This is a genomic window from Streptomyces sp. NPDC012466 (genome assembly GCF_042955215.1).
Taxonomy (GTDB): domain Bacteria; phylum Actinomycetota; class Actinomycetes; order Streptomycetales; family Streptomycetaceae; genus Streptomyces.
In genome coordinates this window covers 62,170-85,099 of sequence record NZ_JBIBEQ010000005.1, presented here as the reverse complement: position 1 = coordinate 85,099, position 22,930 = coordinate 62,170, and the positions used below count along the sequence as shown (strand labels likewise).

The 22,930-nt window shown below is 71.4% G+C and carries 21 protein-coding genes; 12 read left to right on the top strand and 9 right to left on the bottom strand.

Annotated elements, in window-relative coordinates; genetic code table 11:
* Positions 1-9: 9 nt before the first annotated feature.
* From ACFY9E_RS19495 to ACFY9E_RS19480, 4 genes are all read right to left on the bottom strand, one after another.
* Positions 10-1,077, bottom strand: coding sequence for a substrate-binding domain-containing protein (locus ACFY9E_RS19495; RefSeq protein ID WP_390985354.1), 1,068 nt, complete (start codon positions 1,075-1,077; stop codon positions 10-12).
* An 86-nt stretch (positions 1,078-1,163) separates the two neighbouring features.
* Complete coding sequence (locus ACFY9E_RS19490) at positions 1,164-3,551, bottom strand: beta-galactosidase (protein ID WP_390986584.1); 2,388 nt, start codon at positions 3,549-3,551, stop codon at positions 1,164-1,166.
* A complete protein-coding gene (locus ACFY9E_RS19485; RefSeq protein WP_390985351.1) occupies positions 3,545-5,311 on the bottom strand; it encodes a beta-galactosidase in 1,767 nt (588 codons plus the stop codon). The genes ACFY9E_RS19490 and ACFY9E_RS19485 overlap by 7 nt, the downstream gene beginning before the upstream one ends.
* 38 nt (positions 5,312-5,349) lie before the next feature.
* Entirely contained in the window at positions 5,350-6,483 is a 1,134-nt protein-coding gene (locus ACFY9E_RS19480; RefSeq protein ID WP_390986581.1) for an MFS transporter, read from the bottom strand.
* A gap of 325 nt (positions 6,484-6,808) precedes the next feature.
* Here ACFY9E_RS19480 and ACFY9E_RS19475 point away from each other — a divergent pair, with 325 nt between their 5' ends.
* Positions 6,809-7,204, top strand: coding sequence for an SseB family protein (locus ACFY9E_RS19475; protein WP_390985349.1), 396 nt, complete (start codon positions 6,809-6,811; stop codon positions 7,202-7,204).
* A gap of 27 nt (positions 7,205-7,231) precedes the next feature.
* On the opposite strand, the gene ACFY9E_RS19470 is transcribed toward ACFY9E_RS19475, so the two are convergent.
* The 5 genes from ACFY9E_RS19470 to ACFY9E_RS19450 form a co-directional block, all read right to left on the bottom strand.
* Positions 7,232-7,621 (bottom strand): MarR family transcriptional regulator, encoded by a 390-nt coding sequence (locus ACFY9E_RS19470; RefSeq protein WP_390985347.1) that lies wholly within the window; start codon positions 7,619-7,621, stop codon positions 7,232-7,234.
* A gap of 74 nt (positions 7,622-7,695) precedes the next feature.
* Positions 7,696-8,727 carry a substrate-binding domain-containing protein gene (locus ACFY9E_RS19465; RefSeq protein ID WP_390985344.1) on the bottom strand — a complete coding sequence of 344 codons (1,032 nt, stop codon included), beginning with the start codon at positions 8,725-8,727 and terminating at the stop codon, positions 7,696-7,698.
* Complete coding sequence (locus ACFY9E_RS19460; RefSeq protein WP_390985342.1) at positions 8,724-9,632, bottom strand: ABC transporter permease subunit; 909 nt, start codon at positions 9,630-9,632, stop codon at positions 8,724-8,726. The genes ACFY9E_RS19465 and ACFY9E_RS19460 overlap by 4 nt, the downstream gene beginning before the upstream one ends.
* Entirely contained in the window at positions 9,629-10,603 is a 975-nt protein-coding gene (locus ACFY9E_RS19455; RefSeq protein WP_390985339.1) for an ABC transporter permease subunit, read from the bottom strand. Before ACFY9E_RS19455 ends, ACFY9E_RS19460 begins: the two co-directional genes overlap by 4 nt.
* Positions 10,600-11,919 (bottom strand): extracellular solute-binding protein, encoded by a 1,320-nt coding sequence (locus tag ACFY9E_RS19450; RefSeq protein WP_390985336.1) that lies wholly within the window; start codon positions 11,917-11,919, stop codon positions 10,600-10,602. Before ACFY9E_RS19450 ends, ACFY9E_RS19455 begins: the two co-directional genes overlap by 4 nt.
* A gap of 185 nt (positions 11,920-12,104) precedes the next feature.
* Here ACFY9E_RS19450 and ACFY9E_RS19445 point away from each other — a divergent pair, with 185 nt between their 5' ends.
* The 11 genes from ACFY9E_RS19445 (at position 12,105) to ACFY9E_RS19395 (ending at position 22,890) form a co-directional block, all read left to right on the top strand.
* Complete coding sequence (locus ACFY9E_RS19445; protein ID WP_390985334.1) at positions 12,105-14,126, top strand: beta-galactosidase; 2,022 nt, start codon at positions 12,105-12,107, stop codon at positions 14,124-14,126.
* Between the two features lie 108 nt (positions 14,127-14,234).
* Positions 14,235-15,794 (top strand): glycosyl hydrolase 53 family protein, encoded by a 1,560-nt coding sequence (locus ACFY9E_RS19440; protein WP_390985331.1) that lies wholly within the window; start codon positions 14,235-14,237, stop codon positions 15,792-15,794.
* A gap of 183 nt (positions 15,795-15,977) precedes the next feature.
* Positions 15,978-16,235: a helix-turn-helix domain-containing protein gene (locus ACFY9E_RS19435; RefSeq protein WP_390985328.1), complete on the top strand. Its 258-nt coding sequence runs from the start codon at positions 15,978-15,980 to the stop codon at positions 16,233-16,235.
* Between the two features lie 48 nt (positions 16,236-16,283).
* The gene (locus ACFY9E_RS19430) at positions 16,284-17,243 is read left to right on the top strand and encodes an SMP-30/gluconolactonase/LRE family protein (RefSeq protein WP_390985325.1); all 960 of its coding nucleotides are present in this window, start codon (positions 16,284-16,286) and stop codon (positions 17,241-17,243) included.
* A 192-nt stretch (positions 17,244-17,435) separates the two neighbouring features.
* Positions 17,436-17,891, top strand: a complete 456-nt coding sequence (crcB, locus tag ACFY9E_RS19425; RefSeq protein ID WP_390985322.1) for a fluoride efflux transporter CrcB — start codon at positions 17,436-17,438, stop codon at positions 17,889-17,891.
* Positions 17,888-18,268: a DUF190 domain-containing protein gene (locus ACFY9E_RS19420; RefSeq protein ID WP_390985319.1), complete on the top strand. Its 381-nt coding sequence runs from the start codon at positions 17,888-17,890 to the stop codon at positions 18,266-18,268. The genes crcB and ACFY9E_RS19420 overlap by 4 nt, the downstream gene beginning before the upstream one ends.
* Positions 18,265-18,612 (top strand): CrcB family protein, encoded by a 348-nt coding sequence (locus ACFY9E_RS19415; protein WP_390985316.1) that lies wholly within the window; start codon positions 18,265-18,267, stop codon positions 18,610-18,612. The genes ACFY9E_RS19420 and ACFY9E_RS19415 overlap by 4 nt, the downstream gene beginning before the upstream one ends.
* Before the next feature lie 112 nt (positions 18,613-18,724).
* Positions 18,725-19,561: an undecaprenyl-diphosphate phosphatase gene (locus ACFY9E_RS19410; protein WP_390985314.1), complete on the top strand. Its 837-nt coding sequence runs from the start codon at positions 18,725-18,727 to the stop codon at positions 19,559-19,561.
* A 163-nt stretch (positions 19,562-19,724) separates the two neighbouring features.
* Positions 19,725-20,402: an FCD domain-containing protein gene (locus ACFY9E_RS19405; RefSeq protein ID WP_390986579.1), complete on the top strand. Its 678-nt coding sequence runs from the start codon at positions 19,725-19,727 to the stop codon at positions 20,400-20,402.
* Positions 20,399-21,841 (top strand): amino acid permease, encoded by a 1,443-nt coding sequence (locus ACFY9E_RS19400; protein ID WP_390985312.1) that lies wholly within the window; start codon positions 20,399-20,401, stop codon positions 21,839-21,841. The genes ACFY9E_RS19405 and ACFY9E_RS19400 overlap by 4 nt, the downstream gene beginning before the upstream one ends.
* A 32-nt stretch (positions 21,842-21,873) precedes the next feature.
* A complete protein-coding gene (locus tag ACFY9E_RS19395; RefSeq protein WP_390985309.1) occupies positions 21,874-22,890 on the top strand; it encodes an asparaginase in 1,017 nt (338 codons plus the stop codon).
* Positions 22,891-22,930 lie beyond the last annotated feature (40 nt).

Below are 22,930 nucleotides of genomic sequence, written 5' to 3'. Positions count from 1 at the left end.
CGGCGCCCGTCAGCGCACCGGCGGTGGGCCGCTGCTGGCCCGCACCACCAGGTCCACGGGCACGAGGGTGTCGACGCGTGACCCGGCAGGGCCGTCGATCCGGTCCAGGAGGAGCCGCAGCGAACGGGTGCCGATCTCCGCGAAGTCGGTGCGGACGGTGGTCAGCGGCGGCAGGAAATGCGCGGCCTCCGGGATGTCGTCGTAGCCGACGACGCTGACGTCCCCGGGCACGGACCGCCCGCACTCGTGCAGGGCGTGCAGCACTCCGAGCGCCATCTGGTCGTTGGAGACGAACACCGCCGTCACCTCCCGGCTGCGGGCCAGCCGACGGCCCAGGTCGTAACCGGAGTCGGCGCTCCAGTCCCCGACGAGGGGGGCCGGAACGGCGGCACCGGCGGCCCGGAGGGTGGCCTGCCAGGCGGCCAGCCGCAGGTCGGCGGAGGTCCAGCCGGTCGGGCCCGCGATGTGCCGGACGGTGGTGTGCCCGAGGCCGAGGAGGTGCTCGGTCGCTTTGCGGGCGCCGGTGCGGGAATCGCCGGTGACCAGGGCAGTGCCGGAGTCGAGCGCGTTCTCCAGCACCACCAGGGGAGTGCCGAGGTCGGTCGTCTCCGCCAGCGCCCGGCCCACCCACAGCTGCGGCGCGATCGCGATCACGCCGTCCGCGCCCTCGGCCGACAGCCGGTTGACGGCCTCGACGACGGTGTCGCGGTCGGCCGTGTCCAGGGCGATGGAGCTGACGAGGTAACCGGCCTCCTGGGCCGCCGTGTTGATCGCGGTCAGGATCGAGGCGGGCCCGTACCGGGCGGCGTCGAAGGAGATGACCCCGAGCATCCGGGTCCTGCCACTGGCCAGGGACCGCGCGCTGCGGCTGGGCCGGTAACCGAGCGTGCGCATGGCCTCCAGGACCGCCTCGCGCGTCTCGGGACGTACGGCCGGATGGTCGTTGAGCACCCGCGAGACGGTCTGCTTGGAGACACCGGCCATCCGGGCCACGTCGGCCATCACCGGCCGCGCCCCCGCGAAGTTGCGCCTGCTGCGGCCCTTGGGCACAGGGCCGTCGGTGGCGCTCGGTGTCATGGCGGGTGATTCCTCGGTGTCGGTCCGGCGGTCCTGAACCCGCCCGGCAGGAGCACAGCATAGGCGGGGTGGCGCCCGCCGGGTCGTCAGCCGGTCCGGACCGTCCAGCGGCGCGTGACCACCCACTCGGCCTCCAGCACCCGGGCCTCCCGCCACACGTCACCCGGCTGCCCCGGCACGTGCACGGCCGCGTCCGGGGCCAGCGGCAGCACCTTCAGCCGCAGGCCCCTCGCGAGCAGTGCCTGGACCGGAAGCCGGTCCAGCCCGATGTCCCAGACCCGCCCGGAGTAGAACTGGTCGGCGACCAGAGCGTCTCCCGCGTAAGCCCGTGCCAGGTCCCCCGTCCAGCGCAGCCGCAGCAGCACACCCGAGGGGTCCCGCAGCAGGTCCTCCGGTACGTCGACCCGGTACTCGGCGGCCGCCGCGTCCACGTCCTTCCCGGCCGGCACGCTCGCCCGGCCCTGCACGCCGGTCACCGGTGCGGGAGCCGGACCGCCGGGCCTGACGGACGTGACGGTCGCGGTGGTGTCCGGGAGAGGACCGGCCTCGATCGTGCAGCGCGTGAACACGCCGTCCGCCGCCTGCCGAACCCGGGCACCCGCCGCCACCAGGGCGGCATCCGGCGCGGGCAGCACCGCGAACGACGGCTCGGCCGCCGTGCTGTGCACCCGCACCTCGTCGCCACGGAACGCGTCGAAGACCACGCCGTCCTCGCACAGCACCAGCCGCTCGGCCCCCCACGCCCGGCCCCGGTAGACGGTACGGGCGGTGGCCGCGTCCAGGACCAGCAGGCCGACGGGCGTGCCCTCGGCCGCGTCCACCTCGATCAGGGCGTCGGTGCCCGGCCGCACCCCGCTGACCAGGACACGGCCGGCGATCGGCGTGATATCCCCGGACGGAGCGGCGACGGACGTCACCGTGTCGGCGTCCAGGGCGAGTTCGGGCGCGATGCCGTCGGTCGCGGCCAGCACCAGGACCGTACGGCCGTCAGCCTCCACGGTGCACACGGGCTGCGCCGTCGCCCATTCCAGCCGCAGCCCGGCCACGTCCAGCCGGAGCGGCCAGCAGAAGAAGGCGCCGGAGGGAACCGTGACGGGAGTGCTCGGCAGGGTCAGCGGGGAGGCGTTCGGGAAGTCGACCGTGAAGGCCGTGTCCGGATGGTCGGGCAGCGGCTCGTGCGGCTGGTGGTTGGTCACGAACAGCAGGCCCGACGTGCCGTCGGTCCGCACGGCCCAGCGCAGGGTGTCCCGGTCGTGCTGTCCGGTCGGCGTCCGCTCGGGCAGCACGGACCGCATGGGCGCGATCCGGTGCCCGAAGCCGTCCAGCAGCAGATGCTGGAGGCGCAGTTCGTGGTACGAGGGCCGCAGTTGGCCGTACTCGCCGAGCGGTGCCTGGAAGTCGTAGGTCAGGACGGGCAGGTCATTGGGGTAGCCGGTGGCGTGCGACTCCTGCAGGGAGGTCAGCTCCCCGGCCGGGTTCGTGCCGCCGTGGAACATGTAGTAGCCCTGCCATACCGAACCGCACCCGATCTTGGTGAGCCCGAGGGCACCGACGTCGGCGGCCTCCACCCGGGGCCGCCGGTGGTAGGCCACGGCCATGCCACCGCCCAACTCGCAGGTGATCCAGGGGACTCGATCCACCGCACCGGTGGTGCCGGGCCGCCGCGCGGGCCGCAGGTCCGGACCGATGGCCTCGTCGTCGCGCTCGTGGGTGAAGAAGAAGTGCTTGCGGCAGGTGTCGGGCCAGCCGCCGTCCGCCTCCGTCCAGAACGCCTCCGGATAGCCGCCGTACAGCGGAAGGAGATCCTCGCCCGGGAGCCGGACCCCGCCCCAGGCGGTCGACGTCCACAGCGGCGCGCTCAGCCCGGCCTCCTGGGCCAGGCGCTTCAGCGTGCGCAGATGGCCGGGCCGGTCGTGGAGCTCGTTCTCGATCTGGATCGCGACGATCGGGCCGCCGCTCGCCCGCTCCAGGCCCCTCAGTTGCCGCGCGATCTCCGTGAACCAGGTGCGTACGGGCGCCAGATAGGCCGGGTCGTCGGTGCGCGGGGCGCGGGTCCGGTCCAGGAGCCAGTCGGGCAGGCCGCCGTTGCGTACCTCCGCGTGGGACCAGGGGCCGATGCGGGGGACGAAGTCCAGGCCGTGGCGCGCGCACAGTCCGGCGAAGCGCCTGAGGTCGCGGTCGCCGTCGAAGCGGACCCGGTCCTCGGCCTCCTCGTGGTGGATCCAGATGACGTAGGAGGCGACGGCGGTCACTCCGCCCGCCTTCATCTTCAGCAGTTCCTCCTCCCACTGCCCGTTCGGGTAGCGGGAGTAGTGGAACTCGCCGGAGACCGGGAACCAGGGGCGGCCGCCCCGGGTGAGCCAGCCGCCCGTGACCTCGATCGGGTCGGGCACGCCGGGCGCGTCCGTGAAGGGAATATGGCCGGTCAGCGGCGGAGGGGCGGGCGGGGGAACGCGCAGGAGGTGCGTCACCAGGTGTTCTCCGGGCCGAGGTCGGGGGTGTCGGTGAGCAGGGCGCGGGTGGCGGTCGTGCCGTGCAACTCCAGCAGGACGAGGTCGTTGGTGCCCGGGCGCAGCACCGGCGCGGGAACGTACAGCGTGCGCTGCGGGCCGCGGTTCCAGTAGCGGCCCAGGTGGAAGCCGTTGACCCAGGCCTGGCCCTTCGACCAGCCGGGCAGGGAGAGGAAGGCGTCGGCGGGGGTGCCGACGTCGAAGGCGCCGTGGTAGAAGGCCGGCCCGGTGACCGGTGCCTCGCAGGCCGGGGCGAACGGTACCGCCTCCAGGTCGTCCAGCGGCAGCGGGTGGCAGTCCCAGCCGGTCAGGTCCGTGCCGTTGAAGGAGACGGGTCCGAGCAGGCCCTTGGGCGCGCCGATGCGGGGGCCGTAGTTGACGCCGCCCATGTTCTCGACGAGGACCTCCAGCGTCGCACCGGGCCGCGGCACCCGCACGGGCAGCGACTCGTCGTGGCGTTCGCTCTCCAGCACGCCGACGGGCGCGCCGTCGACGAAGACCTGGGCGCGGTCGCCGACTCCGCGGGCGAAGTGCAGCAGGCCGTCGCCGCCGGCCGGGAGGGTGGTGCGGTACAGCGCGTAACCGGTGCGCTGCCCGAGCTCGTCCATGGTGACGGGCACGTCGGTGCGCACGGGGGCGGCGAGTGAGCAGGCCAGCGGCAGCAGAGGCGCCCCGCTGCCCAACTCGACGGAGGTGGGCGCGAGTTTGGGAGCCGGTGCGGGGACGGGCTCGTCGGGAACGGTGGCATGGCGGGCGATGACCTCGCGGAAGGCGTGGTACTTCGGCCCGGGGTCGCCGCACTCGGTGAGCGCGGCGTCGTAGTCGTAGGACGTGACGGTGGGCGTGTAGGTGTGTTTGTGGTTGGCGCCGTTGGTGAAGCCGAAGTTGGTCCCGCCGTGGAACATGTAGAGGTTGACGGACGCCCCGGCGGACAGCAGCCGGTCCAGGTCGGCGGCGGCGTCGGCCGCGTCCCGCACATGGTGCGGACCACCCCAGTGGTCGAACCAGCCGATCCAGAACTCGGCGCAGAACAGCGGACCTTCGGGCCGGTGCTCGCGCAGTCGTGCCAGGGACTGCTCGACGCGGCTGCCGAAGGTGCCGGTGGTCAGGACGCCGGGCAGGCTTCCGGTCGCCAGGTGCTCGGGGTCGGCCTGGTCGCAGGTGAACAGCAGTTCTTCGACGCCGCGGGAGCGGAAGGCGTCGGCGAGGTGCTTCAGATAGGCGCTGTCGTCGCCGTAGGCCCCGTACTCGTTCTCCACCTGTACGGCGATGACGGGACCGCCCGCCGCCGCCATGTGCGGCCGGAGGGCGGGCAGCAGCAGGTCGAGGTAGCGGTCGACGGCCCCGGTGAAGCGGGGGTCACTGGTGCGCAGCCGGATGTCCGGGTCGGAGGCCAGCCAGTCGGGCAGGCCGCCGCCGTCCCACTCGGCGCAGATGAACGGCCCGGGCCGCAGCAGCACCCGAAGCCCCTCCTCCCGGGCGAGCCGGAGGAACCGCGGCAGGTCGTGGAAGCCGTCCAGGACGAGGGGACCCTCGGGGTCGGGCTGGTGGTGGTTCCAGGGGATGTACGTCTCCACCGTGTTGAGGCCCATCAGCCGGGCCTTGCGCAGCCTGTCGGACCACAGCCCGGGGTGCACGCGGAAGTAGTGGAGCGCGCCGGAGATGATCCTGAACGGCTCGCCGTGCAGCAGGAATCCGTCGGACGTCGTCGTCAGAGCGGGCATGCGGGAGCTTCCCTTCTGGAGGGGGAGGGGGAGTGGAATCAGCGGGAGCGGGTGCCGCGGATCAGCCAGAGCGTGGCGGCCAGGCAGAGCGCCGAGAGGCCGCACAGCAGGAGCGGCACGGCACGGACCCCGGACCACTCGATGGCCTTGCCCAGCGCCGGTCCCGCGGCCACACCGCCGACCATGGAGGCCGCGATGACCAGAGCACCGGCCCGCCGTGCCTGCGGGGCGGCCCGGTTCAGCCAGGGCAGCCCGGTGGGGAAGATCGGCGCGATGAACAGACCGACACCGGCGTACGCGTAGGGCGCGAGGGCCGGGACGGTCGCGGCCAGCAGACACACCGTCATGCCCGCGCAGGAGACGGTGATGATGGCCTGGGCGGAGAACCGCAGGGCGAGCGGGGCGACCAGGAAGCGGCCGACCGTCATCATCAGCCAGTACACGGAGGTGGCGGTGGCGGCGACACCCGCGCCGTAGCCGACGGTCTCCAGGTGCGTGGGCTCCCAGCCGCCGACACCGGCCTCGATCCCGACGTGCAGCACGTAGAGGACGACGAACACGGCGAGCACGGAACCGAGGCTGCGCCCGAGGACGGGGCCGCCGCCGGCCCGTTCCCCCGCCGGGTCGGGAACCTGGTTCCGTACGCCTCGCAGGCACAGCAGCAACGGCAGGTTGGCGAGGGCGAAGACGAGGAAGACGGCCGGATAGTGCTCGGAGCCGACCGCGCCGATCACGGCGGGGCCGAGGATGGCGCCGATCCCGAAGTGCGCGTTGAGGATGTTCAGCATCGCGGTCGAACGGTGGCCGAAGCCCACGGCGAACAGCTGGTTGAGGCCGTAGTCGATGCCGCCGAAGCCGAACCCGGCGAGCAGGGCCGCGACCAGGGCGGTGGGCCAGTCGGGGGCCAGCGCGAAACCGGCCGCGCCGACGGCCATCAGCAGATACGAACTGCCGAGGATCCGCCGGTTGCCGACCCGCAGGTAGAGCCGGTCGAACAGCAGCACGCCGGCCACACCACCGACGAAGTGCGCGCTCAGCCCCAGCCCCGCGGCGGAGGGCGACAGACCGAACTCCGCACGGAACGCCGGGATCGCCGGCCCGTACAGGGCCTGCAACGCCCCGATGAGCACGAAGCCCACGCAGGAGGCGACCACGGCGGCCCTGCTGAACACGGGGCCGGGCGGTGCGGGGGAGGGACGGGCGACGCGCTCTTCGATCACGCGGACTCCGGAGGACGGGCCACCCTGTGGGCGGGCGGAGGGCTGGGGCGCGTATGTCACGATCAGATGAGTGATGTTACCGGTAACATCAGACGCGTCAACATCCTTCGCCGGCCCCCGTGCCCCCGGCCCTCATGAGATCTCCCCCGCGCCCCCACGAAACCCGGAGGCCCACCAGGGTTGCCCCGTGCCCGTTCGGGTACGCGAGCAGGACCGCACCCGGGGCGGATCTTGCCCCCGGGTTGGCCGCACGACCGCCGCTACCAGGGAATCTGCCATGGAGACACCTGCAAACGACCCCACGCCCACGCCCGCCCAGCGGGCTCTGGACGTCCTCGCCGAGAACACCGAGGACGCGGCGGCTCTGGACGCGCTCGCCAACAGCGACGTGCTCATCCCCGTGCCCGACGACGCGGGCGACGCCGACGCCCATCCCACGGCAGTGGCACTGCCGGTGCTGGAGCAGCCGGGCGGCGAACCGGTGGTGCCCGTGTTCACCTCCGAGATGGAGATGGCCGGGCTGCTGCCGTTCGTCTCCCGCTACCGCCTGGTGCCGCTCGGCGCCCTCGCCGCGCAGTGGCCGGCCGACGACCTGTCGCTCACCATCGACGGCAGCTCGGAGCACCGCCTGACCCTCACCTCGGAGGGAGTGCGCACCCTGCTGGCACGTTAGCGAGGCGACCGGCCCGGGCCGGGCGGCTCAGCCGCCCAGCGTCCGGGCCAGTGCCGCCCGTTGCAGGGGCAGCACCTCGGCGTGCAGGTCACGGCCCTTGGACGTCAGGGAGACCCACACGCCCCGCCGGTCCTCCGCGCACACCGACCGTGTCACCAGCCCGTCCTTCTCCAGCCGGGCGATAAGCCGCGACAGCGCGCTCTGGCTGAGGTGGACCCGCCCCACGAGGTTCTGCACCCGGCACTGCTCGCCCTCCTCGGGCGCCGAGGTCGCGAGCATGTCCAGGACCTCGAAATCGGACGCGCCGAGACCGTGCGGATGCAGCGCGCGGTCGATCTCGCACATCGTGCGCGCATGCGCCGACAGAATGTCGCGCCACCGCTCCTCGAGCTGCCCACCAGCCGGTTTCGACGCCATACGGGAACGGTAACACCGGTGCCCGGTTCAATGACCGTGCATGCAGTACGGGGCCCGGGCGGGCCTTCGCACTTCTAGGTCGACTCCCGCGTCACCAGTTCCGTCGGCAGGATCACCGCCGCCGGGTCCTCGCCCCCGATCTGCGCGAGCAGCACCCGCACCATCTCGGCGCTGATGCGGTCCCAGGGCTGCCGGATGGTCGTCAGCTCGGGGCTGGTGGCCACGGCGGCCGGAGAGTCGTCGAAGCCGCCGACCGCCACGTCCTGCGGCACCCGCCGCCCGGCCCGCTGCAGGACCGCGAGCACGCCCTGCGCCATGAGGTCGGACGCCACGAACACGGCGTCGATGTCCGGGGCCTGCGCCAGCAGCCGCTCGGCGCCCGCCTCGCCGCTCGCCCGGCTGTAGTCGCCGGAGACGACCAGCCGCTCGTCGAACTCCAGGCCCGCCTCCGCGAGCACCTCCTTGTAGCCGGCGAGCCGCTCGACACCACCGGGAGTGTCCAGCGGGCCGGTCACCGTGCCCACCCGCCGCCGTCCGAGCGACAGAAGGTGGCGCACCATGTCGCGTGCCCCGTCACGGTCGTCGGCGGCCACGTAACTCACCTTGGACGCCAGCCCGATCGGCTTCCCGCACGCGACCAGCGGCACCCCCGCCTCGCGCAACCGCTCGGCGACCGGATCACCGGAGTGGCTGGAGACCAGCAGCACCCCGTCGACATGTCCGGCGGTGATGTAGCGCGTGATCCGCCGCCGTTCGTCCTCGGTGCCCGCCAGCATCATCAGCAGCGGAATGTCGTGGGCGGCGAGCGCCTGGGTGCACCCGCGCAGCAGCACATTGAAGTTGGGGTCCTCGAAGAACCGCTCCTGCGGCTCCGTGAGCAGGAAACCGACCGAGTCGGAGCGTCCGGTGATCAGGGAGCGGGCGTGCCGGTTGACCACGTAACCCGTTCTGCGGATGGCCGCGTTGACCGCCTCCTGGGCGGCCGGACTGACGTAGTGGCCGCCGTTGAGCACGCGCGAGACGGTGCCGCGCGATACTCCCGCCTCGCGCGCCACATCATGGATCGTGGGCGGCCTGCGCCTGCCTCCCGCAGCGTTCATGGTCACGACTTTACGGCTCCCGAGAGCAGATCCAGACTCCAGAACCGCTGGATGACCAGGAAGAGGGCGACCAGCGGGAGCACCGCGAGGAGCGCGCCCGTGATCACCAGGGTGTACAGGGCCGGGGTGTTGGCGCCCTGCTCCAGCAAGGTGAACAGGCCGAGCGTGATCGGGAACTTCTCGTCGTCGCTGAGCATGATGTACGGGAGCAGGAAGTTGTTCCAGATCGCCACGAACTGGAACAGGAACACCGTCACCATCCCGGGGATCATCATCGGCAGCGCGATGCGTGTGAAGATCCGCCCCTCGCCCGCCCCGTCCATGCGTCCCGCCTCGACCACGTCCGAGGGCACCGCGGCGGCGGCGTAGATCCGCGCGAGGTAGACGCCGTAGGGGGAGAGGATCTGCGGCAGCAGGACGGACAGGTAGGAGTCGGTGAGGTCGGCCTTCGCCAGCAGCAGGTACTGCGGGACGGCGAGGATCACCGGCGGCATCAGCACCCCCGCGAGCAGCACGTTGAAGAGCGTCTCGCGGCCCCGGAAGCGGTAGATCGCGAGCGCGTAGCCGCTCACCGCCGACACACACGTCGACAGCAGGGCCCCGAGACCGGCGTACAGCGCGGAGTTGCCCATCCACTGCCAGTAGACGCCGTCGCGGTAGGCGTTGAGGTCCCGGAGGTTGCCGGCGAAGCCCGTGCCCGGCAGGAACGTGAAGGTGGAGAACAGCTCGCGCCCGGACTTGGTGGCGGCGATGACCACCCAGGCGACCGGCAGCAGACAGTAGAGCGCGCCGAGCAGCAGCGTGATCGTCGGGATCAGGGCGATCCTTCGGCGCAGCGGCGGGCGGTCCTGGGTGGTGCCGGGCGTGCTGCCCGCCACCGGCTCGGCCTGGGGGACGGCGAGGGAGCTCATCGGGCGGCCTCCTGCTTCTGACGACGGTTCGCGGCCCGCAGGAAGCCGAAGGAGAGGAGGAGTGTGGCGAAGGCGATGATCACGGCCTGCGCCGCGGCTCCGTGGATGTCACCTTCGCCGAAGGCGTCCCGGTACACCTTCATCAGCGGACTCCACGTGGTGGACACGGAGTTGGTGAGCGGCTTGAGGGTGGTCGGCTCGTTGAACACCTGGAGCGTCGCGATGATCGAGAAGAAGAAGGTCAGCACCAGTGAGGGCGCCACCATCGGGATCTTGATCCGCAGCGCGATCTGGCGTGGGGTGGCGCCGTCCAGCTTCGCCGCCTCGTACACCTCCGCCGGGATCGCCCGCAGCGAGGTGTAGATGACGATCATGTTGAAGCCGGTGCCGCCCCAGACCGCGATGTTGGACAGGGCCAGGTACAGCGGCCCGCCGTCCAGCAGGTCCGGCTGCGGCATCCCGAGCTTGTCGAGGACGAAGTAGAAGGGGCTGACGTCCGGCAGGTAGAGAAAGCCCCACAGCAGCGCCGCCACCACACCGGGGATGGCGTACGGCAGGAAGATCGCGAGCCGCGTGACGGGTGCGAGCCGCACCTTCTCCGAGTCGAGCATCAGCGCGAACAGCAGGGCCAGGCCGAGCATGACGGGCACGACGACGCACCCGTAGCCGAGCACCCGCAGGGCGCCGTGCAGCAGTTCGCTGTCGGAGAGGGCGTCGGTGTAGTTCTCCAGACCGGCCCAGACCTCCTTGCGGGCGCCGGAGCCGAGGCCCAGGCCGGAGACCTTCACCTTGCGGAAGCTGAGCCACAGCGCGTAGCCGATGGGGAGGGCGAAGAACAGGGCGAACAAGATCGTCGCGGGGAGGAGGAAGAAATAGGGGGCGCTTCGCGCTCGTTTGAGGGTGGTGGGAGACGGGTGGGCGTACGGGGCCCCCTCGACCCCGTACGACCGCCGGCGTGCCGTGCCTTTCACCGAGCGACCCCGAAGCCCTGCTTCTTCATGTCGGCGACGGTGGCGTCCTGCATCGTGTTCAGAGCGGAGACGAAGTCGGACTTGTTCTTCGCGGCGGCGCCGAAGGCGTCCTTGAAGGCCGTGTAGGCGACGTTGACGTTCGGGCCCCAGGCGGAGGGCGCGGTGGTCTTCGCGATGCCGGCGGCCTTGGTGTAGAAATCGGCCTGGTGCGAGAAGTAGGCCGGCGGCTCGAGGAAGGCGCCGCTGGTCTGGGCGTTGGTGGCGGCCGGGTAGATGCCGCTCTCCTTGGCCAGCGCGTTCAGGGCCTCGCCGTCGGTGTTGAGCCAGGCGGCGAACTCGGCGGCGGCCTCCCGGTGCTCGGAGTCGGTGGTGACGCCGGTGGAGGAGCCGCCCCAGCTGCCGGTGCGGTTCTCGCTCGCGGACCACTGGGGGAGCGGGGCCATGGCCCACTTGCCCTTGGTGTCGGGCGCGGCGGTGGTGAGCGTGCCCGGTGCCCACACGGCGCTGACCCAGGCGATCTGCTTGCCGGTGTTGAGCGCCTTGTTCCAGGCCGGGGTGTACATCGGCTGGTTGTCGATGGCGCCCTCCTTCACCAGGCCGCCCCAGAACTTCGCGACCTTCTGCGTCGCCGCGTCGTTGATGGAGACCTTCCACCGGTCGCCGGAGGTCGTCCACCACTTCGCGCCCGCCTGCTGGGCGAGGCCGGCGAAGAGACCGGAGTCGTTCGCGGAGAAGGTCGTCAGGTCCTTCTGCGGAGCCGCCTTCTTCAGCTCGCGGGCCGTCTGCGCGAACTCGTCCCAGGTCGCAGGCACGGAGAGGCCGTACTTCTTGAACAGGTCCGCGCGGTAGTAGAACATCATCGGCCCGATGTCCTGCGGGACCGCGTAGACCGCGTCCGTGCCCAGCGTCGTCTGCTGCCAGACACCGTCGGCGAAGCTGCCCTTCGCGTCACCCACCTCCCCGGAGATGTCCGCGAGCGCGTCGTTGCTGACCAGGGTGGGCAGTGCCTGGTACTCGGCCTGCACCAGGTCGGGCGCCTTGCCCGCCTTGTGCGCGGTGAGGATCTTGGTGATGAGCGTGTCGCCGGACGCCTGCTTCTTCACCGTGACGGTGATCCGGTCCTTCTTGCCCGGCCCCTTGTTCCACAGGTCCACGACCTTGTCCATGCCGGGCGTCCAGGTCCAGTAGGTCAGCGAGACCGGTCCCGACTCGGTCTCGCTGTCCCCGTTCTCGGAGCCGCAGGCGGCGAGGCTGGTGGCGCCGAGCGCGACGACGACGGCGGTTGTCACGAGGCGGCGGCGCTTCGTGTACGGCATGGATCTCTCCCCTGACCTGGGGTCCTCGCCTGCTGCGGGGACCCTGCCATGCTTCTGTGAGCGTTCACAGTAGAGAAACATCCAGGACACTTGTCAATGGTTGTTGCTGTGCGGTTATGTTGGGCTCCGCACCGCCTCGACGTGTGTGCACGTTCCCATTTGATCGATCGACCGGGAGACCATCCATGCCGGAGACCACCCCCAGGGGCCTCACCAGGCTCGCCTTCGGTGGGGACTACAACCCCGAGCAGTGGCCGGAAAGCGTCTGGCAGGAGGACGTCCGGCTGATGCGGGAGGCCGGCGTCACCCTGGTGAGCGTCGGGATCTTCTCCTGGGCGCTGCTGGAGCCCTCACCGGGCAGGTACGACTTCGGCTGGATGGACCGGCTCCTGGACCTGCTGCACGAGCACGGCATCCGCGTCGACCTCGGCACCCCCACCGTCGTGCCGCCCGTCTGGTTCTACCGGGCCCACCCCGAAGCACTGCCCGTGACCGCCGAGGGCGTGCGCTACGCGTTCGGTTCCCGCGCGGCCATCTGCCACAGCAACGCCGACTACCGCGCGGCCGCGGCCTCCATCACGCGGAAGCTCGCCGAGCGTTACGGCGACCACCCGGCCCTCGCGATGTGGCACGTGCACAACGAGTACGGCGTTCCCGTATCGGCCTGCTACTGCGACTCCTGCGCCGCCCACTTCCGCCGCTGGCTCGCGACCACGTACGGCACGGTCGACGCGGTCAACGAGGCCTGGGGCACCGCCTTCTGGGGCCAGCGCTACGGTGACTTCGAGGACATCAACCCGCCCCGGCTCACTCCGGCAGCCGTCAACCCGGGCCAGGCGCTGGACTACAAGCGGTTCGCCGACGCCACCATGCGCGAGAACTTCGTCAGCGAGCGGGACATCCTGCACCGCCTCTCGCCGGGCGTCCCGGTCACCACCAACTTCATGACGGCGCTGAGCCAGTGCGACTCGGTCGACTACTGGGCCTGGGGCCGCGAGGTCGACCTCGTCACCAACGACCACTACCTGATCACCGACGGCCGCCGCACCCACGTCAACCTGGCCATGGCCGCGGACCTCACCCGTTCCGTCGCGGGCGGCGCGCCCTGGCTGCTGCTGGAGCACTCCACCTCGGGCGTCAACTGGCAACCGCGCAACCCCGCCAAGGCCCCCGGCCAGATGGCCCGCAACTCCCTCGCGCACGTGGCCCGCGGCTCCGAGGGCGCCCTGTTCTTCCAGTGGCGCCAGTCCCGGAGCGGCGCCGAGAAGTTCCACTCGGCGATGGTCCCGCACGGCGGCACCGACACCCGGGTGTGGCGCGAGGTCGTCGAACTCGGCGCGTCCCTCGAGGCGTTGGGCGAGATCCGCGGCACCCGCACGCAGGCCGACGTGGCCGTGCTGTGGGACTGGCACTCCTGGTGGGCGCAGACCCTCGACTGGCGCCCCAGCGTCGACCACGACGCCCGCGAGCGCGCCGACTCCTTCTACGAGGCCCTGTACGACCGCCACCTCACCGTCGACTTCGCCCACCCCGAAGCCGACCTGTCGACGTACCCCCTTGTCGTCGTACCGGCCCTGTACCTGATGACGGAGACGGCCGGACGCAACCTGACCTCGTACGTCGAGAACGGCGGCACGCTGGTCGTCTCCTGCTTCTCCGGCATCGTCGACGAGCACGACGCCGTCCACGAGGGCGCCTACCCGGGCCCGCTACGGGACGTCCTCGGCCTCACCGTCGAGGAGTTCTCGCCGCTGCTGCCCGGCGAACGGGTGCGCGTCACCGGCCCCGACGGAACCGAGCTGTCCGCCGACGTGTGGACGGAGTTCGTGGTGCCGCGCGGTGCCGAGACCGTCCTTACCTACGCCGACGGCCTCACCGCCGGCCGGCCGGCGGTGACCCGGCACCGCCTCGGCGAGGGCACCGCCTGGTACGTCTCCACCCGGCTGGGTGCCGACGGCCTCGACACACTGCTCGGCCGGGCGAGCGAGGACGCGCGGCTCGGTCCGCGCGCCGAACTGCCCCGTGACGTCGAAGTGGTCCGCCGCACCGGCGAGTCGGGCACCTACCTGTTCGCCGTCAACCACACCGGCTCGGACGCCAAGGTGCCCCTGGAGACCCCGGGCACCGAGCTGCTGACCGGTGAACGCGCCGCCGGCCGCCTGGCGGTCCCGGCCGGAGCCGTCCGGGTCGTCCGGCTCGACGGCTGAACCGACTCCCTCCGCCCGCGCGAGCCACGAGCCGCGGGCGGAGGGCCCTCACCTGCCCCCGGGTGAGAGGCACTCCCCAACCCCACGTCGAAGGGACGACGGACGACGATGTTCCATCCCAGACGCACCCTCAGGGCCCTGCTGATCCCGCTCGCCGCGGGCCTCGCCCTCACCGCCCTGCCCGCCACCTCGGCACACGCCGCGAGCACGCTGACCAACGGCGGTTTCGAAGCCGGCGGCGCGGGCGCCGCGACCCCGAGCGGCTGGTCCGAGTACGGCGACACCGGCGCCTCGTTCACCGAGTCCGGCGGCCACGGCGGCAGCCACCGCCTCAGCCACTGGGCCTCGTCGGCCTACAAGGTGGAGACGTACCAGTACCTGTCCGGACTCACCGACGGGAACTACAAGCTCACCGCCTGGGTGCGCTCCGGCGGCGGGCAGAAGTCCGCCTACATGGCGCTGAAGAACTGCGGCGGCGCCGAGCAGCGCACCGACCTGCCGGTCTCGGCCAGTGGGTGGATCCGGATCGTCGTGCCGGTCCGTGTGACCGGCAACCAGTGCACGATCAGCATCAGCAGTGACGCGAACGCGGGCAACTGGATCAATGTCGACGACCTGACCTTCACGTCCGGCACGTCCGGTACGTCGATCAAGGGTGCCGACATCTCGTCCCTGGCCAAGAGCGAGGCCAAGGGCGGCGTCTACCGCGACAGCTCGGGCACCGCCGGCGATCCCCTGGCCGTCCTCAGGTCGAACGGCATGAACTACGCGCGCCTCAAGGTCTGGGTGAACCCGGCCGACGGCTACAACAACAAGGCCCGCGTCCTGGCCACGGCCAAGCGGGTCAAGGCCCAGGGCATGAAGCTGCTGGTCGACTTCCACTACTCGGACTTCTGGGCCGACCCGGGACGCCAGGACAAGCCCGCCGCCTGGGCCGGACACTCCTACGGTCAACTGAAGACGGACGTGTACCACCACACGTACGACGTGCTGAACGCCCTGAAGGCGCAGGGCACCACCGCCGACATGGTCCAGGTCGGCAACGAGATCAACGGCGGCATGCTCTGGAACGAGGGATCCACCTCCCACTGGACGCAGCTGGCCGGTCTGCTCAACTCCGGCTACGACGCGGTCAAGGCGGTCGACTCCGCCACCACCGTGGCCCTGCACCTCGCCGAGGGCGGCGATCTGGAGGGCACCCGCTGGTGGTTCGACAGCGCACGCTCAGCCGGGGTGAAGTTCGACGCCATCGGCCTGTCGTTCTACGGCTACTGGCACGGCACCCTGGCCGACTTCCAGACGACCCTCGACGACGCGGCCACCCGCTACGGCAAGCCGGTCTTCGTCGCCGAGACCGCCTACCCGTTCCGCCTCGACAGCGAGGACGCGCACGAGAACATCATCAACACCGGCGACGAACTGGTCCCCGGCTACCCGGCGACCGTGGCCGGCCAGACCCGGTGGATGAACGACATGGCGAGCATCGTGGAAGCCGTCCCGAACGGCCGGGGCCTCGGCATCTTCTACTGGGAGGCGACCTGGACCGCGGTGGCCGGCAACGGCTGGGACCCGACCGACGCGGCCTCCGGCAACGCCTGGGAGAACCAGGCGCTGTTCGGCTACGACGACCGGGCGCTCTCCTCGATGTCCTGGTTCCGCCACCGCTGACCGCACGGGGAGGATCCCGCTCTCCGGGCCCCTCCCCTCGGGTCGCATCCGCGTTCGAACTCCGCTCTGCGCCACGGCAGTTCGGTATCGGTCAACCATGCCGAGTGCCGGACGCGACCGCTTCGGCTGCGAGAGAGTGGGAAGACGAGGTGAGAGGACGAAGCCGCGAGGCAGGGGCACGACATGCTGAGGACTCCCACGGACGAGACGCGGCTCCGCATCCTGGCCTGGCTGAAGGAACCCGGCCGCGCGGCCGACGGTGTCACCGCGGACGCCGTCGCCGAGCGGTTCTCGATACCGCGCCCCGTCGCCGTCACCCATCTTCGTCTGCTGGAGGCCACCGGCATGCTGCGCACCAGCAGGTCGGCGGGCCGTGTGCGCTACCACCGCGACGACATGCGCATCGCCGAGGTGGCCCGGATGTTTGAAAAGGGCTGGTAGGCGACCCGGTACGGCGGTATCCCTCCCAAGGCGAAGGACACGCGCGCGATGGACCGTCCCACGGCACTCGTTCCCCGCCACTACGTCGCGGTGGGCCACGGCCCCGAGGACGTGGTGGCCGACCCGCGCGGCCGCGTCCTCACCGGCGTCGCGGACGGCCGCATCCTGCGACTCGACGCCCTCGCCGACCCGGTCGCGGCCCGCGTCGAGGTGATCGCCGAAACCGGCGGCAGGCCGCTCGGCCTCGAACTCCTCCCGGACGGCGACCTGCTGGTGTGCGACGCGGAACGCGGCCTGCTGCGCGTCGACACCGGTGACGGCACGGTCCGGATCCTCGCCGACTCGGTGGCGGGGGAGCCGCTGCGCTTCTGCAGCAACTCCGTGGCCCTCTCCGACGGCAGCGTCTACTTCACGGTCTCCAGCCGCCGGTACCCCCTGGAGCACTGGATCGGCGACATCGTCGAACACACCGGAACGGGCCGGCTGCTGCGGCTCGCCCCCGGTGGTGACACCCCCGAAGTGGTGCTGGACGGCCTCCAGTTCGCCAACGGCATCGCCGTCGGCGCGGACGAGTCCTTCCTCGTCGTCGCCGAGACCGGCGCCCGCCGGCTCCTGCGCCACTGGCTCACCGGGCCGGAGGCCGGGCGGAGCGAGCCGTTCGCCGAGAACCTCCCGGGCATGCCCGACAACCTCTGGCGCGGCACGCCCGGCGGACCGATCTGGGTCGCGCTCGCCGGACCCCGCGTCCCTGCCCTCGACCTGCTGCACCGCGGCGCGCCCGGCGTCCGCGCCGCCGCCGCCCGCGTGGCCGTGCGCGCCCCGTTCCGTCCCACCGGCACCATCGCCGTCCAGGCCTTCGACGACCAGGGCAGCGTCGTCCACCACCTCACCCGCCGCCGCTCCGGCTACCGCATGCCCACCAGCGTCTGCGAAGCGGGCGGGCACCTGATCCTGGGCAGCATCTGGGAACGGGGTGTGGCGGTCTGCGAAGCGCCTGCCCCGAAGTGACCTCCAACCGCCCGCCTCGGAGTGACCCCGCCCCGCGTCCGGGGTTAACCTGAACTCCGGCCGCGACCCCGCGCGGCGCGGCGGTGGGGCCCGCCGTACCCGAACCGCGGCAGCGACGCCGCCAACGGTCCCTACTTGCGACGGCACGCGCCCGTACGACCCGGGCTCCCGGCGAGTAGGAGACACAACCCCATGACATCCCCCGAGAGCCTCCGTGTGCAGGCATCCACCCGGCGGCAGCCTTTCTGGCGCGCCCAGACGCCCGTCGTCGCGGTCGTGTCGCTCGGCGGGGGACTGGGTGCGGCCGCCCGGTACGGCGCCTCCCTGCTCTGGCCCACGCCCCCGGACGGCTTCCCCTGGTGGACGCTCTGCGTCAACATCGCCGGCTGCGCCGTGATCGGCGTGTTCATGGTGGTCATCACCGAGATCCGGACCGCCCACCCTCTCGTCCGCCCCTTCTTCGGCACCGGCGTCCTCGGCGGCTTCACGACCTTCTCGACGTACGCCGTCGACATCCAGAAACTCATCGACGGCGGCCGTGTCGGCACCGGCCTGGCCTACCTCGTCGCGACCCCCCTCGCGGCGCTCACAGCGGTGTGGCTCGCGGCCGGAACGACCCGCCGCGTCCTGAAAGGGAGGCAACGATGACCAGGCCGACCGGCAGGGCCCTGCGCCTGACCGTCTTCATCGGCGAGAACGACACCTGGCACCACAAGCCCCTCTACTCGGAGATCGTCCACCGGGCCCACACGGCGGGCCTCGCGGGTGCCAGCGTCTTCCGCGGCATCGAGGGCTTCGGCGCGTCCTCCCTGATCCACACCTCGCGGTTGCTGTCCCTGAGTGAGGACCTGCCGATCGCCGTGGTGATCGTCGACACCGAGCCACGCGTCCGGGCCTTCCTGCCGCAGCTCGACGAACTGGTCAGCGAGGGACTGGTGACACTCGAGGACTGCGAGGTCATCCGGTACTCCGGCCGGGACGACACGCCCGGCACCACGGACAAGAAGGGTAAGAAGTCGTTGTGAACTGGCTGCTGGTCGTCGGCGGCGCACTGGTCGGCGCCCCGCTGCGCTACCTCACCGACCGGGCGGTCCAGGCGCGGCACGACTCGGTCTTCCCCTGGGGCACCTTCACGGTGAACGTCACCGGCTCGCTGATCCTCGGCCTGCTCACCGGTGCCGCCACCCACCTGCAACTGCTGCTCGGCACCGGTCTGTGCGGGGCCCTGACGACCTATTCGACGTTCTCCTACGAGACGCTGCGGCTGGCTGAGACCGGTGCCCACCGCCAGGCCGCCGTCAACGTGGCCGCGAGTGTGGTGGCCGGCCTCGGGGCGGCGTTCGCGGGGGCGGCGCTCGTGCGCATGTGAGAGGGGCCCGCGAGGGGTGCGGGTGGGGGCGTGTACGTGAGAGTCGTCCTCGCCCGCGTGTAGTAAGACTGTCCCCTCCGCTCCCCGCCTCCCTCGAGCAGAACTGGATCCCATGAGCGTCATCAGCGTCGGTCAGGCCGTCGTCCTCGGAGCCGTCGAGGGGGTGACCGAGTTCCTGCCCGTCTCCTCCACCGGCCATCTGAAGATCGTCGAGGGGCTGATGGGCATCCCCGTCGACGACGACGCCGTGGTCGGGTTCTCGGCCGTCATCCAGGTCGGCGCGATCGCCGCGGTGCTCGTGTACTTCTTCAAGGACATCGTGCGGATCGTCTCCGCGTGGGGGAGGGGACTGCGCGACCGCGAGGAGCGGTACCACCACGACTACAAGTTCGCCTGGTGGGTCATCTACGCGACCATCCCGATCGTCGCCGTCGGACTCGCCGCCAAGCCGCTCATCGAGGGGCCGCTCGCCTCGCTGTGGGTGGTGGCCGGTTCGCTGATCGCCGGCAGCGGGGTGATGTGGGCGGCGGACCAGATGGGCCGGCACAAGCGCGGCGAGGACGACACCTCGTTCAAGGACGCGATGCTGGTCGGCAGCTCCCAGATCCTCGCCCTGCTCTTCCCCGGCTTCTCCCGCTCCGGCGCCACCATGTCCACCGCGCTCATCCTCGACCTGGACCGTGTCGCCGCCACCCGGCTCTCCTTCTTCCTGGGCATCCCCGCTCTGACCGGCGCCGGCCTCTACGAGCTGAAGGACGCCCTGGGCACCGGGGTGGGCGCGGCCCCGCTCGCCGTCGGCACGGCCGTGTCGTTCGTCGTGGCCTACGCCTCCATCGCCTGGCTGCTGAAGTTCGTCGCCAAGCACTCCTTCAACGCCTTCGTGATCTACCGGATCGTCGTGGGAGTGCTCCTGTTCGGCCTGCTCGGAGCGGGTGTGCTCCACAGCTGACCGTCTTTGCAGCCCAGGGGGCGTTCCGTGCGGACGCGGACTTCCAGCCCTCTGAGCGTTCCGTGCGGACCCCTTGACAGGGGCCTTCCGTGCCCCCAGGATCACTCCCGTGAACCTGTCAGACAGCCGGACAGCCGGACAGCCCGTGCGGCGCATCAGCGCCATGGAAGCGGTGCTGGCGCATCTGCGCGGCGCCATCGAGAGCGGCGAGTACGCCATCGGTGACAAGCTCCCCTCCGAAGCGGAGCTGTGCCGGACCCTGGAGGTCTCCCGGCCCGTCCTGCGGGAGGCGCTGCGGGCGCTGCAGACCATGGGTCTGACCGTGTCCCGCACCGGCAAGGGCACCTTCGTGGTGGCCAGCACCGTCGAGGACCCCACCTTCGGTGACTACGCGGCCAGCGACCTGCTGGAGGTGCGCCGCCACGTCGAGATCCCGGTCGCCGGGTACGCGGCCCGGCGCCGCACCCCGGAGAACCTCGACCATCTCGCCCACCTGCTGGACCGGATGGAGCGGGAGACGGACACCACGGCGTGGGTCGCCATGGACACCCTGTTCCACCTCGCCGTCGCCGAGGCCGCCCAGAACCCGGTCTTCCGCCGGGTCATCGAGGAGATCCGGGACGCGCTGGCCCGCCAGTCCGCCTTCCTCAACGAGCTGGGCGGCCGTCGCGAGCAGTCCAACCGCGAGCACCGGGCGATCGTCGAGGCCCTGGTCGACGGTTCCGAGAACGACGCGGTGGAGGCCATGGCCCACCACCTCGACCGCGTCGAGACGACCCTCACCGACATCGTGCGTTCGTCGCACACGGAAACCCCCACGGAAGGCGGAACCGAGGCGTGAGCGAGCAGTCCCTGCACGACGATGTGCAGAAACGTTCCACCCATGTCGATGCCGGAGACGCGGGCTACAGCAAGTCCCTGAAGTCCCGGCACGTCAACATGATCGCCATCGGCGGAGCCATCGGCACCGGCCTCTTCCTCGGCGCGGGGGGCCGCCTCGCCGAAGCCGGCCCCTCCCTCTTCATCGCCTACGCGGTCTGCGGCCTCTTCGCCTTCCTCGTCGTGCGCGCCCTCGGCGAACTCGTGCTGTACCGGCCCTCCTCCGGCGCCTTCGTCTCCTACGCCCGCGAGTTCATGGGGGAGAAGGGCGCCTACACCGCGGGCTGGATGTACTTCCTCAACTGGGCGACCACCGGCATCGCCGACATCACCGCCGTCGCCACCTACACCCACTACTGGGGCATGTTCTCCGACATACCCCAGTGGGTCATCGCGCTGATCGCCCTCGCCGTGGTGCTCACCGTGAACCTGATCTCGGTGAAGATCTTCGGCGAGCTGGAGTTCTGGTTCGCGATCGTCAAGGTCGGCGCACTCGTCGTCTTCATGTGCATCGGCATCTTCCTGCTGGTCACCCAGCACCCCGTCGACGGCCACACCCCGGGCCCGTCCCTGATCGGCGACAGCGGCGGCGTCTTCCCGCACGGCCTGCTGCCCATGCTGCTGATCATCCAGGGCGTCGTCTTCGCCTACGCCTCCGTCGAGCTGGTCGGCGTCGCGGCCGGCGAGACCGAGAACCCCGAGAAGATCATGCCGAAGGCGATCAACTCGATCATGTGGCGCGTCGCCGTGTTCTACGTCGGCTCGGTCGTGCTGCTGTCGATGCTGCTGCCCTGGAACAAGTACACCGCCGGCGAGAGCCCCTTCGTGACGGTGCTGTCCAACATCGGCGTCCCGGCGGCCGGCGGCGTGATGAACCTGGTCGTCCTCACCGCCGCGATGTCCTCCCTCAACTCCGGCCTGTACTCCACCGGCCGCATCCTGCGCTCCATGGCCATGGCCGGATCCGCGCCCAGGTTCACCTCCGTGATGAGCCGCAGCCAGGTCCCCTACGGCGGCATCCTGCTCACCAGCGGCATCTGCGTCCTGGGCGTCGGCCTCAACTTCGTCGTGCCCGCCGAGGCGTTCGAGATCGTGCTGAACTTCGCCGCCATCGGCATCCTCGCCACCTGGGGCATGATCATGATCTGTCACCTCCTCTTCTGGCAGAAGACCCAGAGGGGCGAGCTGACCCGCCCGGGCTACCGGCTCCCGGGCTCCCCCTGGACCGAGATCGTGACGCTGGCGTTCCTCGCCTCCGTCCTGGTCCTCATGTACGCCGACGGCGGCGCGGGCCGCACCACCGTGCTGTGCCTGCCGCTGATCGTCGGAGCCCTGGTCGCCGGATGGTTCGCCATCCGCGGCCGTATCGCGCGCAAGTCCACCACCGGAGCCGGCGCGTGAGGAACGCGCCGCTCCACGAGAAGCAGGCAGTGATGTTCAGCAGTTCTCTCGCGGACGCACCCCTTGTCCGTGAACCCGTCCACACCCCCGTCGCCCACCTCATCCGCGGCGGGATCGTCGAAGGCATCCACTACGGCTCCGTCGTCGTCCTCGGCGCTGACGGGGAGGTCTCGCTCCAGATCGGAGACATCGAGGCCGCCTTCTACCCCCGTTCCGCGATCAAGCCCGTCCAGGCCGTGGCCATGGTCCGCGCGGGACTGCCGCTCGACGGCGAGCTGCTGTCGCTGACGGCCGCCAGCCACTCCGGCGAGGAACGCCACCTCGCCGGCACCCGGCGCATCCTCGAACTCGCCGGACTCACCGAGGACCACCTGCGCAACGTCCCCGACCTGCCGTTCGACCCGGTCGTACGGGACGCCTGGGTGCGCGAGGGCCGGCTGCCCTCACGGCTGGCCCAGAACTGCTCCGGCAAGCACGCCGCCATGCTCTACACCTGCACCCTCAACGGCTGGCCCCTGGAGAACTACCTCGACCCCGGTCACCCGCTCCAGCAGGCCATCGCCGAGATCGTCGAGGACCTCACCGGGCAGCGCATCGCCCGGGTCACCGTCGACGGCTGCGGGGCGCCCCTGTTCTCCCTCTCCCTGCACGGCCTCGCCCGGGCCACCGCCCGGATCACCACCGCCGCGCCGGGCACACCCGAGGCCCGGGTCGCCGACGCGATGCGTGAGCACGCCGAGATGGCGTCCGGCTCCGGCCGGGACGTCGCCGCGCTGATGCGGGCCGTGCCAGGGCTGCTCACCAAGGACGGCTTCGAGGGCGTCCAGGTCGCCGCCCTGCCCGACGGACGGGCCGTCGCCGTGAAGATCGCCGACGGTGCCAATCGGGCACGGGTCCCGGTGGCCGCCGCCGCGTTGGCCCGGGCCGGGGTCGACCCGGGGCTGCTCACCGAGTTCCAGGGCGAGCCGCTGCTGGGCGGTGGCCGGGAGGTCGGGCGGGTGCGGCCCGTTCGTTCGCTGGAGCCGCTTGCCGGTGCCGCCCGCGCCTGACGACGTGCCGGGTTCTCCCGTCCGGCGGCTGCGGATCCCC

Coding starts and splice junctions, on each gene's coding strand:
- ACFY9E_RS19495 (WP_390985354.1), bottom strand. CDS start 1,077: ATGACACCGAGCGCCACCGACGGCCCTGTGCCCAAGGGCCGCAGCAGG.
- ACFY9E_RS19485 (WP_390985351.1), bottom strand. CDS start 5,311: ATGCCCGCTCTGACGACGACGTCCGACGGATTCCTGCTGCACGGCGAG.
- ACFY9E_RS19475 (WP_390985349.1), top strand. CDS start 6,809: ATGGAGACACCTGCAAACGACCCCACGCCCACGCCCGCCCAGCGGGCT.
- ACFY9E_RS19470 (WP_390985347.1), bottom strand. CDS start 7,621: ATGGCGTCGAAACCGGCTGGTGGGCAGCTCGAGGAGCGGTGGCGCGAC.
- ACFY9E_RS19460 (WP_390985342.1), bottom strand. CDS start 9,632: ATGAGCTCCCTCGCCGTCCCCCAGGCCGAGCCGGTGGCGGGCAGCACG.
- ACFY9E_RS19450 (WP_390985336.1), bottom strand. CDS start 11,919: ATGCCGTACACGAAGCGCCGCCGCCTCGTGACAACCGCCGTCGTCGTC.
- ACFY9E_RS19445 (WP_390985334.1), top strand. CDS start 12,105: ATGCCGGAGACCACCCCCAGGGGCCTCACCAGGCTCGCCTTCGGTGGG.
- ACFY9E_RS19440 (WP_390985331.1), top strand. CDS start 14,235: ATGTTCCATCCCAGACGCACCCTCAGGGCCCTGCTGATCCCGCTCGCC.
- ACFY9E_RS19435 (WP_390985328.1), top strand. CDS start 15,978: ATGCTGAGGACTCCCACGGACGAGACGCGGCTCCGCATCCTGGCCTGG.
- ACFY9E_RS19430 (WP_390985325.1), top strand. CDS start 16,284: ATGGACCGTCCCACGGCACTCGTTCCCCGCCACTACGTCGCGGTGGGC.
- crcB (WP_390985322.1), top strand. CDS start 17,436: ATGACATCCCCCGAGAGCCTCCGTGTGCAGGCATCCACCCGGCGGCAG.
- ACFY9E_RS19420 (WP_390985319.1), top strand. CDS start 17,888: ATGACCAGGCCGACCGGCAGGGCCCTGCGCCTGACCGTCTTCATCGGC.
- ACFY9E_RS19410 (WP_390985314.1), top strand. CDS start 18,725: ATGAGCGTCATCAGCGTCGGTCAGGCCGTCGTCCTCGGAGCCGTCGAG.
- ACFY9E_RS19405 (WP_390986579.1), top strand. CDS start 19,725: ATGGAAGCGGTGCTGGCGCATCTGCGCGGCGCCATCGAGAGCGGCGAG.
- ACFY9E_RS19395 (WP_390985309.1), top strand. CDS start 21,874: ATGTTCAGCAGTTCTCTCGCGGACGCACCCCTTGTCCGTGAACCCGTC.